We start from the raw sequence: 14,621 nt of genomic DNA on the forward strand, positions 1-14,621 counted from the left end.
AGCTATGAGTTGTTCTAGACGTAACTTCTTAACTGGCGCTGGTGCCGTGATTTTAACGACTGGCGTTGCGGGTACAGCAGTGGTTTCAAGCCGAAAGACATTGGCGAACGTTCAAGAAGATGGCGCTAAGCGTTACGGAATGATCCATGATGAGACGGCTTGTATTGGTTGTACAGCATGTACTGAAGCTTGCCGAGAAACGAACAATGTTCCTGAAGGCGTATCTAGGCTGGAAATCGTTCGAAGCGAGCCGCAAGGTGAGTTTCCGAATGTTGACTACAAGTTTACGAGAAACTCTTGCCAACATTGTGATAACGCCCCTTGTGTGATGGTGTGTCCAACGGGTGCTGCATACAAAGATGAAAAAACAGGGATTATTGACGTTCATCAGGATAAGTGTGTCGGCTGTGGCTATTGTCTGTTGGCTTGCCCATATCAGGTTCGATTCTTCCATCCGGAAAATAAATCGGCTGATAAGTGTAATTTCTGCCGCGATACCAATTTGGCGAAAGGCAAGCTGCCAGCGTGTGTGGAATCTTGCCCGACAAAAGCATTGGTATTTGGGGATCTAAATGATCCATCAAGCGAGATCAATCAAGTGCTAAATAACCAAGTCGTCTATCGCGATAAAGTGCATTTAGGTACGAGTCCGAAGTTGTACAAAATTCCACACCAGAAAGGGGAGATTTCATCATGAATGAATGGGAAACTGCATTCCAATCTGGTGTTGTGGTATGGGATTGGATAATAGCGATATATCTATTTTTAGCGGGTATGTCGGCTGGCGCTGTCATGATTTCTGTTTACCTAAAAAGGAAGGTTATAGAAGGGGATCCATCTGAAAATGGCATTTTAAAAGCGACGGCATTTTTAGCTCCATTTGGCATTATTGTTGGACTGACGATTCTAATTTTCCATTTAACCAAGCCATTGGCCTTTTGGAAAATTATGATTTTTGTGAATCCAACCTCTGTGATGTCGATGGGCGTTATGCTGTTTAACGTCTATATGGCTGTACTCTTTGTTTGGATAGGTATCATCTTCAGAAAGCAGATTACTGCATTCTTGAAGGGCAGATTTGAGTTCGTCGACGGGCTGTTAGAAAAGCTTGGACAGTTTGAAAATGCATTGGAGCTGTTCTTGGGCTTCTTGGCTTTGCTACTAGCGGCCTACACCGGCTTCTTACTATCAGCATTGCAAACATTCCCAATGCTGAACAATCCAGTGCTACCTATTCTGTTTTTGTTCTCTAGCCTTTCTTCTGGTGCAGCAGCATGTTTATTGTTCGGTGTATTGGTATTTAAAGAGTCTCCACATAGCCCGAGTGTCAGCTGGGTTCATGGCTTTGAACGTCCGGTTGTAATGTTCGAGCTATTTGTATTAGTGACATTCTTTACTGGGCTTATTTTCGCTGGTGGTCAGAGCCAACAAGCTGCATGGAACGCTATTGGTAGTGGTTTCTGGGCATCTTGGTTCTGGTGGGGAGTGATAGGAGCAGGGATGTTACTGCCATTATTACTTAATGCGGTTACACCAAAGGCTGTGCGCCATAGCGGAGCGTTTATTTTCGTCGTGACGTCACTGAGCTTAGTTGGTGTGCTGATGCTACGTACCTTTGTTCTATATGCTGGCCAAATGACGGCGGTATAACGTTAATAGGCTCTACTTCGGTAGAGCCTTTTCGAGGTTTTATGATCGGACATCTTGGCTTGTTTAGTCTGATACTGATAGCAGCTTCAAGTTTGATGGTGAGTACTGTTGGTGGTCACCAAGTTTTAGGGAAAGCTAAAATTAATATCGGGCTTATACAAGGGCTCACGCTATCGAGCGCCTTACTCGCAATCGTGGCCGTTGTTGTTCTTGGGAGCGCGTTTGCAATAGACGATTTTTCATTAGCTTATGTATCAGAGCACTCCAATACTCAGCTGCCAATCTTTTTCAAAGTTGCCGCTATTTGGGCTGGCCATGAGGGTTCACTGCTATTTTGGGTGTTAACACTCAGTTGTTGGGCTGGCTTAATCGCAATTCAGAAACACTTTTCTCATGAATATCTAGCGAAAGTACTTTGGGTGATGAATTTACTTATCGCTACTTTCACCGTTTTCACTTTGGCGGCATCTAACCCTTTTCAGTTGAATGATGTGTTACCTCTTGAAGGGCGAGACCTGAATCCAATGCTTCAAGATGTCGGTTTGATCTTTCACCCGCCACTTCTATATCTCGGTTATGTTGGTTTTTCTGCTGTGTTGGCCTTTGCGATAGCTGCTTTAATGATGAAAGACATTGAATTTAAATGGGTTCGTTATTGTAAAAATTGGTGCCTAACCGCTTGGGTATTTCTAACCGCAGGAATCGTGCTAGGTTCTTGGTGGGCTTATTATGAATTAGGCTGGGGTGGCTGGTGGTTTTGGGATCCGGTGGAGAACGCTTCATTATTGCCTTGGCTAACTTCAACAGCGCTATTACATTGCTTGAGCGTTGCAGACAAATCTAGGCAGTTACTGAAATGGACGTTGAGTCTTGCGATCGTCACGTTTTGCTTGAGCATTTTAGGTACATTTATCGTGCGTTCAGGTGTTCTTACGTCTGTACATGCTTTCACCGTGGACCCAAGTAAGGGCTTAGCACTACTAGCAATACTAATGGTCGTGCTGCTCAGCGCATTCTCTTTACTCATCATTAGAAGTGAAACGTTTAGCTCTCAACCACTCACTAGATTTTGGTCGAAGGGTTTTTTGGCTTTGGTTGCTACCAGTTTGTTCGCCTTAGCCACTCTCATTGTCCTACTCGGCACTTTTTATCCAATGATTTTCGAATTGCTTGGGCTAGGTGCTATTTCTGTGGGTGCTCCTTATTTTAATCTTTTATTTGCACCATTGACGCTACTTACTTTGATTGTGGTGGGGGCTGTGCCATTCGTATTATCAAGCAAGAAAGTGAAGCCAGTCAAAATCGTTATGGTTTGGATAGCTCTTTGCTCCATAGTGATGGGGTACCTACTTTACAACGCACAAGTCGACAGGATTGAAACTCCCGTTCTGATGACTTGGATGTTGGCGCTGTGGGTGGTGCTTTCTCATGGTTACGTTGTATTTCAAGCTTATGGTACCGAACATGTGAGAAAAATGGTTTCTATGAGCTTAGCGCACGTGGGTATTGCAATCGTCGCAATTGGTGCGGCTATGAACAGTTTCCACTCGTTAGAAATTAATAAAAAACTAGAGCCTGGTGAGCAAATTCAATTTATGAGTTGGGTAATCAAACATCAAGATACCGAGTTGTATGTCGGCCCAAACTTCACTGCAGAACAAGCTCATCTCATCATAGAAGACCAAAGGGCAGAGTACGCATTGACACCAGAGCGTCGTCATTATCAAGTTCGGGTAATGAACATGAGTGAACCTGCTATGAAGTGGTTTTGGCATGGTGATATTTACATCACGATGGGAGAAAAAGTAGACGCGAATGCTTACGCGTTTCGCATTCAATATAAAGCTTATGTTCGTTGGGTATGGTTCGGAGCATTAATCGCGATCCTAGGAGCAGGAGTGGCTATTTTCAAACCGAGTATGCAACGGTTTAGGAGTTGGAATTATGCGACCGAAAACTAGAAACACGCTTGTTGCTTTGTTTGCTGCTGCGTTGCTCGTTGTGGCGGGAACAATGATAGCAATGCAGAACAAGCAACGCTCGACGCAAGTTCAGCTTGTTGAACGAGAGTTCCCAGCATTTGTTGCTGATGATCTTTTTGATAAAGATCTTAAGATCGAACGGCGTGACATTACGGATCATAAATATCAATTGGTGAATGTATGGGCTTCGTGGTGTGGAATCTGCCGTGAGGAGCATGAGTATCTTAATAAGTTGAAAAATAAAGGAATCCCTATTAACGGTATTAATTATAGAGACAGCCGTTCAGAGGCAATTGCGTTATTAGAAGCAGATGGTAATCCATATAATAAGATCATTTATGATCAAAAAGGCGATCTTTCATTAGATATTGGTGTAGTGGGAACACCAGAAACATATTTATTAGATCATAATGGAAAAGTGATCGTAAAAATATCTGGAATTTTGGATTCACAGGTATGGGAAAGAAATCTAGCAAAATACTTTGAAGGCATTTAGGTTTATATATGGAATGGAAACGTTATTCGTATTTAATATTGATTGGCCTAATGCTATTAAGTACTGGCGCAATGGCTGAAGCGACATTTAAAGGGGCAGAGAAAGCGATATCGCTTCAGGTCGACTTGTTTGAGTTCGATAGTCAGGTCCAGCAGCAGCAAGCCATCGCTCTCGCCAAGTCACTTCGCTGTCCACAATGCCAGAACCAGAATCTAATTGAGTCTAACTCTCCGATAGCAAAAGATCTTCGATTAAAAGTATTTACAATGATCAAAGATGGGCGAGATGATCAATATATCATCGACTATATGACAACTCGCTTTGGTGAATTCGTTTTATATAAGCCACAACTTGCGCCTAATACGTACTTATTATGGTTCTTACCGATACTGATTCTTTTCGCTTTTATATTCATGGCATATCGGAGTGTTAAAAAAAATAACTAATATTATTAATATTGCATTTACGTAATTAATTACTTTTTGTACAATAATTAAGTTAACTAAATAGCTTCACTGGTAAAAAGGGACTTTATTGTGGAAAAAGTAATCACAAGTTTGAAAAAAGAATTCAAAGCACGCATCCAGTCTCCGAAGCGTAACGAGGCGTATGCCACTCCTTCGAGCCTTTCATTTTTGACTCAAGAAGAGCTTTCTGAGCTTGAGAATGCGTGGGTTCAACTTGCCGTATGGAAGAAGACTCAAATTAGTTAACAACGCCTCAAACCACAGTTTTTTTAGCCTCATGCTAGTTTTACTAGGGTGAGGCTTTTTTATGGTTGTTTTTCACTAATGTTATAATATAACATTATGAGTAATCGCATTACCTTGAAAAATGCGATCGGTACCCCCATAGTGGTTTATCATGACATTCGTACTTACAGATACGAAAACAGACTAATAATAATCAAGCGAGTGAAGTTATGGCGGAAGTTCGTGCCAGAGTAGATTTTAAAGTAGGAGCCAACAGCAACATTGATGCGGAGCTTCTATCTTTCCATGGATTGAAAACAGATAAAGAGCACGTTGCTGTCATTTTTAAATCCGCAGACCAAAACCAAGAAACACCACTAGTTCGTATGCACTCGGAGTGTTTGACGGGTGACGTTTTCCATTCATCACGTTGTGATTGTGGGGAGCAACTGGATGAAACCATCAATCGAATGGGTGAGTCTGGCGGTATCATCTTATATCTACGCCAAGAAGGTCGTGGCATCGGTTTGTATAACAAGATAGATGCTTATAAATTACAAAGTGCAGGAATGAATACTTACGAAGCCAACAATCACCTTGGCTTTGGTGATGACCTGCGCGACTTTACTGAAGCTGCACAGATGCTTAGCGCTTTGGACGTGAAGAAGATTCGTTTAGTAACGAACAACCCGAAGAAGATTAAAGACCTGAAATCTCACGGTATTGAGATAGAAGAAGTAGTGAACACTTCGGCACATATTAAGTCTGGAAACGAAAGCTATCTTCAAGCAAAAGTGTCTCATGGTAAGCATGATTTAGACATCTAAAATCGTCGAAAGTCTCTGAATTGATAAAAACCTCACTTTTGTGAGGTTTTTTTGTTTTTGTCTTGCAAATAAATTGTAACTTTGTATTATTCGAATTCGTAGCGCAAATGATAATAGTTTGCACTATCAGTACTTATAATAATTCAAAGCTCAACAAGGACGCTTTCATGACCATTAAATCTTTAGTGACTAAAGCTGTAACTTCGTCACTTCTACTAGCTTCGGCATCATCTTTCGCAGCTGTTACCCAAGATCAAGTTGTAGAACATTATGCAGACATTGCTCACGCTGTATTTTCTGATTCTGTAGTAACTGCAAAGGCTTTAAACACTTCTATCGACACATTTTTAGCTTCGCCTTCTGCTGCAAACTTCGAACAGGTTAAACAAGCTTGGTTAGCTTCTCGTGTGCCTTACCAACAATCTGAAGTGTTCCGTTTCGGTAACGCAGTGGTTGATGACTGGGAAGGTCAGTTGAATGCATGGCCGCTAGATGAAGGTCTGATCGATTACGTTTCTACTGATTACCAATACGAGTTAGGTAATGAAGGCGCAAATGCAAACATTGTTGCAAATGAAACGTTCCAAGTAGGTCAAACTACTGTTGACGCTAAGAAAATTACTCCAGAGCTAATCGCTGAATTGAACGAAATTGGCGGTTCTGAAGCAAACGTTGCTTCTGGTTACCACGCGATTGAATTCCTACTTTGGGGTCAAGATTTAAACGGCACTAACGCTGGTGCTGGTCAACGAGCGTACACAGACTTTGTTGTGGGTTCTGAATGTACAAATGGTAACTGTGACCGCCGCGGTCAATACCTTAAAGCTTCTGCTGAACTGCTTATCCAAGACTTAGAGTGGATGGAAAAGCAATGGTCTGCAGAACAGAAAGGCAACTACCGTCAAGAACTACTTTCTGAATCAAGTGAAAATGGCTTACGTAAGATGTTGTTCGGCATGGGTTCACTTTCTTTAGGTGAGCTAGCTGGTGAGCGCATGAAAGTTGCTTTAGAAGCAAACTCTACTGAAGACGAGCACGATTGTTTCTCTGACAACACGCACAACTCTCATTACTACAACGAGCAAGGCATCTACAACGTTTACACTGGTTTGTACAAACGTGAAGATGGCACATTGCTTTCTGGCCCAAGCCTATACGACCTAGTTGCTAAAGAAGACAAGCAAGCGGCTAAAGAAATTCAAAAGCAGTTTGACCTAGCACGTGCGCAAGTTGGTCAGCTTGTTACTTCTGCTGAGAAAAACAACCAACACTTTGATCAGCTAATTGCGGCTGACAATGCTGCAGGTAACGCACTCGTTAACAAAACAATCGTAGCTTTGGTTTCTCAAACGGCTGCAATTGAACGTGCTGCTGGCATCATCGGTATCGATAGCCTAAACCCAGACACGGCTGACCACGAATTTTAATCGTGATTAACTGAATCTTTTTACTTGGCTAGACCAAGTTATGAAGGGCTCTTGGTGAGCCCTTCATTGTTCCTGTTCCACCACACTGCAAGCTATAACAAAGTAGAACAATAACAATTAGGGCATAATATGAAGTCGTATCTCAAAGCCTCACTACTCACTACGCTATTTGTTTTAACACCATTACAAGCTCATGAAGTTTATTCGGGCGGCAAAACCAGTACTAAAAAAGAAGGTGCAAACGCGTTTTCTTTACCAGCTTCAAATTTACCTATGTCTAAGCGCTTAGATTTTAGCGTTGGCAACAGTTTCTTTAGAAACCCATGGGTTCCTGCTCCAGCATCTACTGATGCCCGTGATGGTTTAGGTCCTCTGTTTAATACCAATGGTTGCCAAAATTGTCATATTAAAGACGGTCGTGGTCATGCGCCTGAAAAAGGAGATGATAACGCAGTTTCTATGTTGGTTAGACTCAGCATCCCGGCTGACACTCCTGAACAAAAACAAGCGTTTATTCGCAATGGTGTGATTCCTGAACCTACTTACGGTGGTCAGCTACAAGACTTTGCTATTCAAGGGGTCAAACCTGAAGGTAAAGTGAATATCTCTTATAGCGATGTACCGGTGACTTTCAAAGATGGCACGGTCGTAACACTAAGAAAGCCGGAGCTCAGCATCACAGAGCTCGCATTTGGGGACATGCATCCAGATACGCAGTTTTCAGCTCGTGTAGCTCCACCAATGATTGGCCTAGGTCTACTGGAAAGCATTTCGGAAGAAACCATTCTTGAGTTTGCGCGCCTTCAAAAGTCTGAAGGTTTAGGTGTGTCTGGAAAGGCAAACCGAGTGTTAGATGTGCAAACCAATGAATTAACACTTGGTCGTTTTGGTTGGAAAGCAGGTCAACCTAACTTGATGCAGCAAAATGCAGCGGCTTTTAATGGCGACTTGGGCTTAACCAGCAACTTATTCCCGAATGAGAACTGTACTAGTGCTCAATCCACTTGTACCGATTTCCCGAACGGTGGTGACCCTGAAGTGAGTGATAACATCTTAGATTTTGTCGAGTTTTACTCTCAGCACCTTGCGGTTCCGATTCGTCGTAATACCGATGATCCTAAGGTGATCAAAGGCAAAGAGTTATTTAAAACGGCGGGTTGTCAAAGTTGTCACCAAGCTGAGTTTCGAACGGCTAAGCGGGATGAACTGCCGGCCTTATCTGAACAGTTGATTAGCCCATATACCGATATGCTATTGCATGATATGGGAGAAGGCTTAGCGGATAATCGCCCTGAATATTTGGCCAATGGTCGTGAGTGGCGTACGACTCCGCTGTGGGGGCTTGGATATACCAAAGAAGTGAATGGTCATACATTCTTGCTGCACGATGGCCGCGCTCGTAACGTTATGGAAGCTGTATTGTGGCATGGTGGAGAGGCTGAATACGCGAAGCAGAATGTGTTAGCGTTTAACGCTGAAGAACGCGCAGCGTTACTGGCATTCTTAAACTCTCTTTAGGAAATAACATGAAAATTAAATTAATCGCATTGGCCTGTAGCTCGGCGCTGATTATAGGCTGCCAGTCGACCAATTCTGATGGTGTTGCTACATCATATGCTTTAGATACGACAAAACATGATAGTTCCGCCGTGTATCAGGTTCAGTTTGAATCGGCCGTTGAATTCAACAATAAAGCCCAGAAGTTAGAAATGGATGTGGCGCAATATTGTTCTTCAGAAACATTAGACTTGGCGCAAGTGAAAGGTTCTTGGCAAGAAACGATGACTGCGTGGATGGCATTACAAGGGCAAGAACGAGGGCCAAGCAAAGCGCTTGAGGAAAGTTGGAACGTTCAGTTTTGGCCTGACAAAAAAAATACCACAGGTTTGAAAATGTCTGGTTTAACTAAACAAGACAGAATGTGGACTCAGCAAGAAATCGCTTCACAAAGCGTGACCGTACAGGGAGTGGGCGCCATTGAATGGTTGTTGTATGACAAGCAGTCTCCACTATTGAATGATAAAGCTCGAGGCTGCCAATCAGCTGATGTGATTGCTCAGAACTTGGTAGTGAAATCAACAAACATTGTAAGCGCTTGGCAAGTGAATCCATGGTTGGATTTAGACAGCAAGCAATGGCAATCTGAGTATGTGGCACTTCTGACTAATCAACTTGATTACACGATGAAGAAAATGAGCCGCCCGATGGCCAAGATTGGTCAACCGCGTCCTTATTTCTCTGAGTCGTGGCGATCGCAAACCTCTATGCTGCAATTGAAAGCGAACTTAATTGCGATGCAAAAGTTATATCTAGCCAACGGTAATGGTTTGGATAATGTATTGCGTGAACGTGGTTTGGTTGATCTCGCTGATCGAGTGTCTTATCAGTTCAGCGATACAATTGCCTCATGGTCAAATGAATCGAGCTTGTTCGAATTACTTCAAACGAAAGGTGGCTATCGCTTTGTCTTGGCTGAGTACAACAAACTGGATCAACTTAAGTATTTGATTCACGATGAAATCGCAATCGAATTGGGTGTGATTATAGGGTTTAATGCTACCGATGGTGACTAACGAAACTCGACGTACACTTTTGAAAGCAGCGCTATTTGGCGCTGCTTCTCCGTTAATGCCTTTCGGCTGTGCGTCTGTTCAAAAGGCTTCGACTCAAACTCCATCATTAATCGGTTGTTCGATCTCTGGTAAGGGTAAATTCTCAGCCGTGGTCGCGGATGCAAAAGGTTATCCTATTCACTCAATGCCAATTCCCGATCGCGGCCATGGTGTGGCGATTAGCCCGAGTTCTAACCACGCTGTTGTGTTTGCTCGAAGACCTGGCAGCTACTTTATGGTTTTTGATTATACGACGGGGCAAACCGTAAAATTAATGCCTGCTGGTAAGCAGCGTCACTTTTATGGCCACGGTGTGTTTTCAAATGATGGCAATTTGCTTTACGCGACCGAAGGGGAATCTCACACAAGCACTGGCTTTATTGGTGTTTATGAAGTGAGCCAAGGCTATAAAAAAGTTGCTGAGTTTACAGGTTTTGGGCTTGGACCTCATGAAGTCATTATTATGCCTAACGACCAGCTCGTAATTGGAGTGGGGGGCGTGGATACAGATGGTCGCACACCTCGAAATTTAGACACCATGAAACCAAGCCTGAGTTACCTATCTCCCAACGGCGAATTACTAGAACAAGCTGTGCTTACGGACAAGAAATTGAGTATTCGTCATTTGTCCCATGATGGCGGCGAAACCGTGCTATGTGGCCAGCAGTATCGAGGAGAGCCTGATGAGTACCCTTCATTACTTGCTATGCATACTCGCGGTGGAAAAATGGAAATGCTGCAAGCTGAACCTGAACAGTGGGCACGATTCAATCACTACATTGCGAGTATTGCTGCAACCAAAGATTGGATTATCGCCACATCTCCCCGTGGTAACTGCTACGGTATTTGGTCGAAAGAGACTAAGAAGCTAGTCGAGCTAGCTGCGCTTCCAGATGCATCTGGTGCTGTCGTTTTTGACTCTACATTTTTATTAAGTTCAGGTTCTGGCGAGGTGGTTAGTCAGCAGCAGCCGGGAAGTAAATCGGTCGCTAAGTCAGGTGTCCAGTGGGACAACCATTGGTCGGCGATTTAAAGGGCTTCTTTCAGTCGCGTCTTATCGGATAGGCGTCGTTTAAAAATCACTCATCGCTTCCTTTTTCTTTGCCATACTGAATGTATGGCTAGGTCGGGGAGTGATGGTGATGCTCAAAACAATAATATTTACCGTATTTCTTTTTTTTTCTGCACAGGCGTGGAGCTTAGCTAGTTTTTACCAGCAAGGTTGGATCTCAAAAAGCTCAGGCTTAGAGTTTTATGTGCAGTATCCCACCATCACTGAAAGTCTTTATAGCAAGAATCCATCTCGGCTGTTTTGGAGCGATCCCGAGGCCGCTCAAACCTTAGAATTTCAGTTAAGCATAATTGAACAGTCAGGTATCAGCCCTTTATTTTCTCGCCAATTAAATCGACTCCGCTATTATCGCGAGAATGAGCTTTGGTTTGAATACGATATTCTTGCAACCGACACGCTACTCTTCTATATCAGCTATAGCGAAAATGCACCTTTGGTGGGAAAACCATGGTATTTTTCGGAAAAACTTCAATCAAAGTTGCCTCAACCTTCACAGTCTTCGATCTTAAGTTTGAACAGAGCGATTAGCATCAACCAGCTATCAGTGTTGACCAAAGCTTATGCGCCGCCTATTGGAAGTTACGATAATTTCGAAAAGTCTTATCTATTACTCTTGAGTTCGGTCGAACATGAACCTGATTTGTATATTCAAGCAGGGGTTAAATATCGAGGTGCTTTGTTACCGAATCGGGACAAATTAATTGACCGTATCGAACTGGTAGGTATTGATGTATCCCTTATGAGTGACAACGTCACTAACTACGATTTAGAATTAGAAGCAGCAGTAAAGACATTTCAGAGGATGCATGGCTTAACCGATGATGGCGTAATTGGGCCACAAACTTTGAAGTGGTTGAATATGAGCGCTCAAACAAGATTAAAAGCTTTGTCCCTCAATGCAGAACGTGCGCGTTTGTGGCCTACCGAGCGTGATTCTATGATCGTAGTGAATGTTCCAAGTTTTGAGATGAAATACTGGCAAGATGGTAAAGAAGTCTTTGAATCAAGAGTGGTTGTAGGGAGGAAGTCTCGCAAAACGCCACTGATTCAGACCAAATTAGACTCTGTCATTTTTAATCCTACTTGGAATGTACCATGGAAAATCATGGTGGAAGACATTCTGCCAAAAGTGAAAAAAGACTCGACTTATCTTGAAAACAATAACTTTGAAATTATAGAAGCATGGCGATCGCCAGATCTTATTAGTACAGCGGATATAGATTGGGAAAATATCACTCCCTCACGGTTCCCTTACAAACTGCGCCAACAGGCTGGAATTAAAAATGCGTTGGGTTTGTATAAATTCAATACTCCCAATAGTCGAGCCATTTACTTGCATGACACACCGAGTAAGAGTTTATTTGATGAAGACTCCAGAGCCTTTAGCTCTGGCTGTGTGAGAGTGGAACAAGCCGAAGAGTTTGCGTGGCTACTGTTGCAAACTCAAGGTTTAAAAACTCATGATCAAGCCAATATCGCGTTAGGCGAAAAAACAGCGGTTTCGTTAAAGAAACGCATCCCAGTTCATATAATTTATCAAACTGTATTGTTTGAAAACGAAGGTATTCAATATAGGAGTGATGTCTATCAATACGATCAGATATAGCGGATGGTGATATTTACCCAAAATTTACAATTAATATTTATGAATAAATTGTTTTTTCTATTCAATGACTAAGTTTTAATTTTGTCATTTTATGCACTGTAGGCCTGATTTCTCACATTTGACGAGTATAAATCCATTCTGTAATGTCCGTTTTTTGTTCAATAAATCGGTTTGTTTGCAGTATGTCTCAGAATGTTTTTTCTCGTCGTCAGTTTCTAGCGCTATCAGGCGGCACCTTGATCACTGCATCGTTAGCTCCATCCATCGCTTTTGCTTCCTACCCTGATCAGCCGCGAACCATCGCGATGAATAACCTTCATACTGGTGAGAGCCTTGAATCTTGTTATTTTGATGGTGTGAATTACGTCAGTGATGAAATGGCACGTATCAATCAGATCTGCCGTGATTTCAGAAGAAACGAAGTGCACCCGATGGACCGTCGATTGTTTGATCAAATCTCTCAGATTCAGTCTTTGCTGGGTACTCAAGCCGAAGTACAAATCATTTCTGGTTACCGCTCTCCAGCGACCAATGAAGCGCTACGTTCTAAATCGAGCGGTGTGGCTAAAAAAAGCTATCACATGCTTGGTAAAGCGCTAGATTTTAGACTGGATGGCGTGAAGCTTAGCCAAGTGCGTGAAGCAGCAATCAGCTTGAAGGCTGGTGGAGTTGGTTATTACGCGAAAAGTAACTTTGTTCACATTGATACTGGCCCGGTAAGACAGTGGTAACGCTTGTCAAATAATGACTCAAGTGTCATAGTTCGCGCAGATTTTGTATAGAATTAGGTTAATGTATGTCTCTTAAGTATCAAGTTGTTCCTGTTACATCTTTTGCTCAGAATTGCTCAATTGTTTGGTGTGATGAAACCATGGAAGGCGTAGTTGTCGATCCTGGTGGTGATGTTAAGCAACTGGCAGCGATCATTGAAGAGCTCGGTGTGAAAGTGGTGAACTTGGTCTTAACTCATGGTCACTTAGATCATGTAGGTGGAACTGAACCATTAGCTGAAATTCTAGGCGTGGACATTATTGGCCCTCATAAAGCGGACAACTTCTGGTTGCAAGGGCTAGAGAACCAAAGCCAAATGTTTGGTTTCCCACTAACGAAAGCATTTGAGCCGCAACAGTGGCTTAACGATGGCGATACCGTTGCATTTGGTAAGCAAACAATGCAAGTGATCCACACACCTGGGCACACACCTGGTCATGTGGTTTTATATGTTGAAGAAGCGAAGATGGCATTTGTGGGTGATGTGCTGTTTAACGGGGCGATTGGTCGTACAGACTTCCCTCAAGGTGACTTTGATACCTTAATTTCTTCCATTAAAACTAAGCTTTGGCCTTTGGGGCGTGACGTTACTTTTGTGCCTGGACATGGCCCAGAGTCTACGTTCGGTCGTGAACGAGCGTCTAACCCATTCGTAGCTGATGAAATGCCTTTATACTAGTTAAGACTTTCTGTATCTGGTTCGGCGGCAGCTAAATATCGTCGAGCCAGCCCAACAAACTCCTCTCCTGAACGATCTAAATCTTGTGTTGAGATGAAAATGTCATAGCCATGATAAGCGCGTTGATATTTCATTCGGTTTGCTAGCATTGCTTGTAAGCCTTGGTATTGAACGTTGTCATTGGCAATGAAGACACTTGAATCGAGCACTATATCTTCGAAATGAATCGCCTTTCCTGACTGTTTTACACCCAAATAAAGCAGCGACCGTTGACTAAGTAATATTTCCGTCGAAATTCGCGGGCAAATCGAATCGAGATAAGGCGGATAGTCTTTTAACTTTATGCCTATCCAGGGAAGTGGTCGGAACCAGCCTTGCTCGCCGTACTGACAGATCCCGATTGATTCAATATTTGACCATTTAACAACCCATCCTCCTTTGAAGAAATGTTGCTGTAAGTGTGTAGGGGTTAATGTGAGCATCACTTTACTTCGTATTGCAAAGTGATAGACCATCCAACCTACACATCCGGCACAAAGCACAAAAATGAAAATGGCTTTTCTAAACTCTTCGAATAGGGCTAGAAATAGGCAAAGAAATAAAATGGCATAGCCAAGCCATTTCGATCGATATGAATTGATATCGAATTCGACATTAGTTAAGTGGCGGGTGGGCAAAGAAGCCGGCATACGAATACCTTTAAATCTCTGGATCTATATCCAGTATAGTAAAACTCCAATTAACATTTCTATGACTAAATAATAGCCAGTAGTGAACAATATACGTATTTTTCATCGACTTTCGGTG

15 protein-coding genes are annotated in these 14,621 nt (G+C 42.7%); 14 read left to right on the forward strand and 1 reads right to left on the reverse strand.

The features are described 5' to 3' along the window. Positions 1-4 precede the first annotated feature (4 nt). From nrfC to ELZ11_RS03855, 14 genes are all read left to right on the forward strand, one after another. Positions 5-697 (forward strand): cytochrome c nitrite reductase Fe-S protein, encoded by a 693-nt coding sequence (gene nrfC / locus ELZ11_RS03795; protein ID WP_137356031.1) that lies wholly within the window; start codon positions 5-7, stop codon positions 695-697. Beyond that, a complete protein-coding gene (gene nrfD / locus ELZ11_RS03800; RefSeq protein ID WP_137356032.1) occupies positions 694-1,650 on the forward strand; it encodes a cytochrome c nitrite reductase subunit NrfD in 957 nt (318 codons plus the stop codon). Before nrfC ends, nrfD begins: the two co-directional genes overlap by 4 nt. 41 nt (positions 1,651-1,691) lie before the next feature. Next, positions 1,692-3,611: a heme lyase CcmF/NrfE family subunit gene (locus ELZ11_RS03805; protein WP_137356033.1), complete on the forward strand. Its 1,920-nt coding sequence runs from the start codon at positions 1,692-1,694 to the stop codon at positions 3,609-3,611. Then, a complete protein-coding gene (locus ELZ11_RS03810) occupies positions 3,595-4,128 on the forward strand; it encodes a DsbE family thiol:disulfide interchange protein (protein ID WP_137356034.1) in 534 nt (177 codons plus the stop codon). Before ELZ11_RS03805 ends, ELZ11_RS03810 begins: the two co-directional genes overlap by 17 nt. Positions 4,129-4,136: 8 nt before the next feature. Beyond that, complete coding sequence (nrfF, locus tag ELZ11_RS03815) at positions 4,137-4,574, forward strand: heme lyase NrfEFG subunit NrfF (RefSeq protein ID WP_137356035.1); 438 nt, start codon at positions 4,137-4,139, stop codon at positions 4,572-4,574. A 90-nt stretch (positions 4,575-4,664) separates the two neighbouring features. Then, positions 4,665-4,841 (forward strand): hypothetical protein, encoded by a 177-nt coding sequence (locus tag ELZ11_RS23730; RefSeq protein WP_167494616.1) that lies wholly within the window; start codon positions 4,665-4,667, stop codon positions 4,839-4,841. A gap of 209 nt (positions 4,842-5,050) precedes the next feature. Then, positions 5,051-5,647 carry a GTP cyclohydrolase II gene (locus tag ELZ11_RS03820; RefSeq protein WP_137356036.1) on the forward strand — a complete coding sequence of 199 codons (597 nt, stop codon included), beginning with the start codon at positions 5,051-5,053 and terminating at the stop codon, positions 5,645-5,647. 167 nt (positions 5,648-5,814) lie between these two features. After that, on the forward strand, positions 5,815-7,074 hold the full coding sequence (locus ELZ11_RS03825) for an imelysin family protein (protein ID WP_137356037.1): 1,260 nt from the start codon (positions 5,815-5,817) through the stop codon (positions 7,072-7,074). A 129-nt stretch (positions 7,075-7,203) separates the two neighbouring features. Further along, positions 7,204-8,592 (forward strand): di-heme oxidoreductase family protein, encoded by a 1,389-nt coding sequence (locus tag ELZ11_RS03830; protein ID WP_137356038.1) that lies wholly within the window; start codon positions 7,204-7,206, stop codon positions 8,590-8,592. A gap of 8 nt (positions 8,593-8,600) precedes the next feature. After that, positions 8,601-9,647 (forward strand): imelysin family protein, encoded by a 1,047-nt coding sequence (locus ELZ11_RS03835; protein ID WP_137356039.1) that lies wholly within the window; start codon positions 8,601-8,603, stop codon positions 9,645-9,647. Further along, entirely contained in the window at positions 9,637-10,719 is a 1,083-nt protein-coding gene (locus tag ELZ11_RS03840) for a DUF1513 domain-containing protein (RefSeq protein WP_137356040.1), read from the forward strand. Before ELZ11_RS03835 ends, ELZ11_RS03840 begins: the two co-directional genes overlap by 11 nt. Positions 10,720-10,828: 109 nt before the next feature. After that, positions 10,829-12,364 (forward strand): L,D-transpeptidase family protein, encoded by a 1,536-nt coding sequence (locus ELZ11_RS03845; RefSeq protein ID WP_137356041.1) that lies wholly within the window; start codon positions 10,829-10,831, stop codon positions 12,362-12,364. A 182-nt stretch (positions 12,365-12,546) separates the two neighbouring features. After that, complete coding sequence (gene mepK / locus ELZ11_RS03850) at positions 12,547-13,095, forward strand: peptidoglycan L,D-endopeptidase MepK (protein WP_137356042.1); 549 nt, start codon at positions 12,547-12,549, stop codon at positions 13,093-13,095. A 65-nt stretch (positions 13,096-13,160) separates the two neighbouring features. Continuing rightward, positions 13,161-13,814 carry an MBL fold metallo-hydrolase gene (locus ELZ11_RS03855; protein WP_137356043.1) on the forward strand — a complete coding sequence of 218 codons (654 nt, stop codon included), beginning with the start codon at positions 13,161-13,163 and terminating at the stop codon, positions 13,812-13,814. Here ELZ11_RS03855 and ELZ11_RS03860 read toward each other — a convergent pair. Beyond that, the gene (locus ELZ11_RS03860; RefSeq protein ID WP_137356254.1) at positions 13,811-14,491 is read right to left on the reverse strand and encodes a DUF2982 domain-containing protein; all 681 of its coding nucleotides are present in this window, start codon (positions 14,489-14,491) and stop codon (positions 13,811-13,813) included. The genes ELZ11_RS03855 and ELZ11_RS03860 overlap by 4 nt on opposite strands. Between the last annotated feature and the right edge of the window lie 130 nt (positions 14,492-14,621).

The organism is Vibrio profundi, assembly GCF_005281835.1.
Classification (GTDB): Bacteria; Pseudomonadota; Gammaproteobacteria; order Enterobacterales; family Vibrionaceae; genus Vibrio; species Vibrio profundi.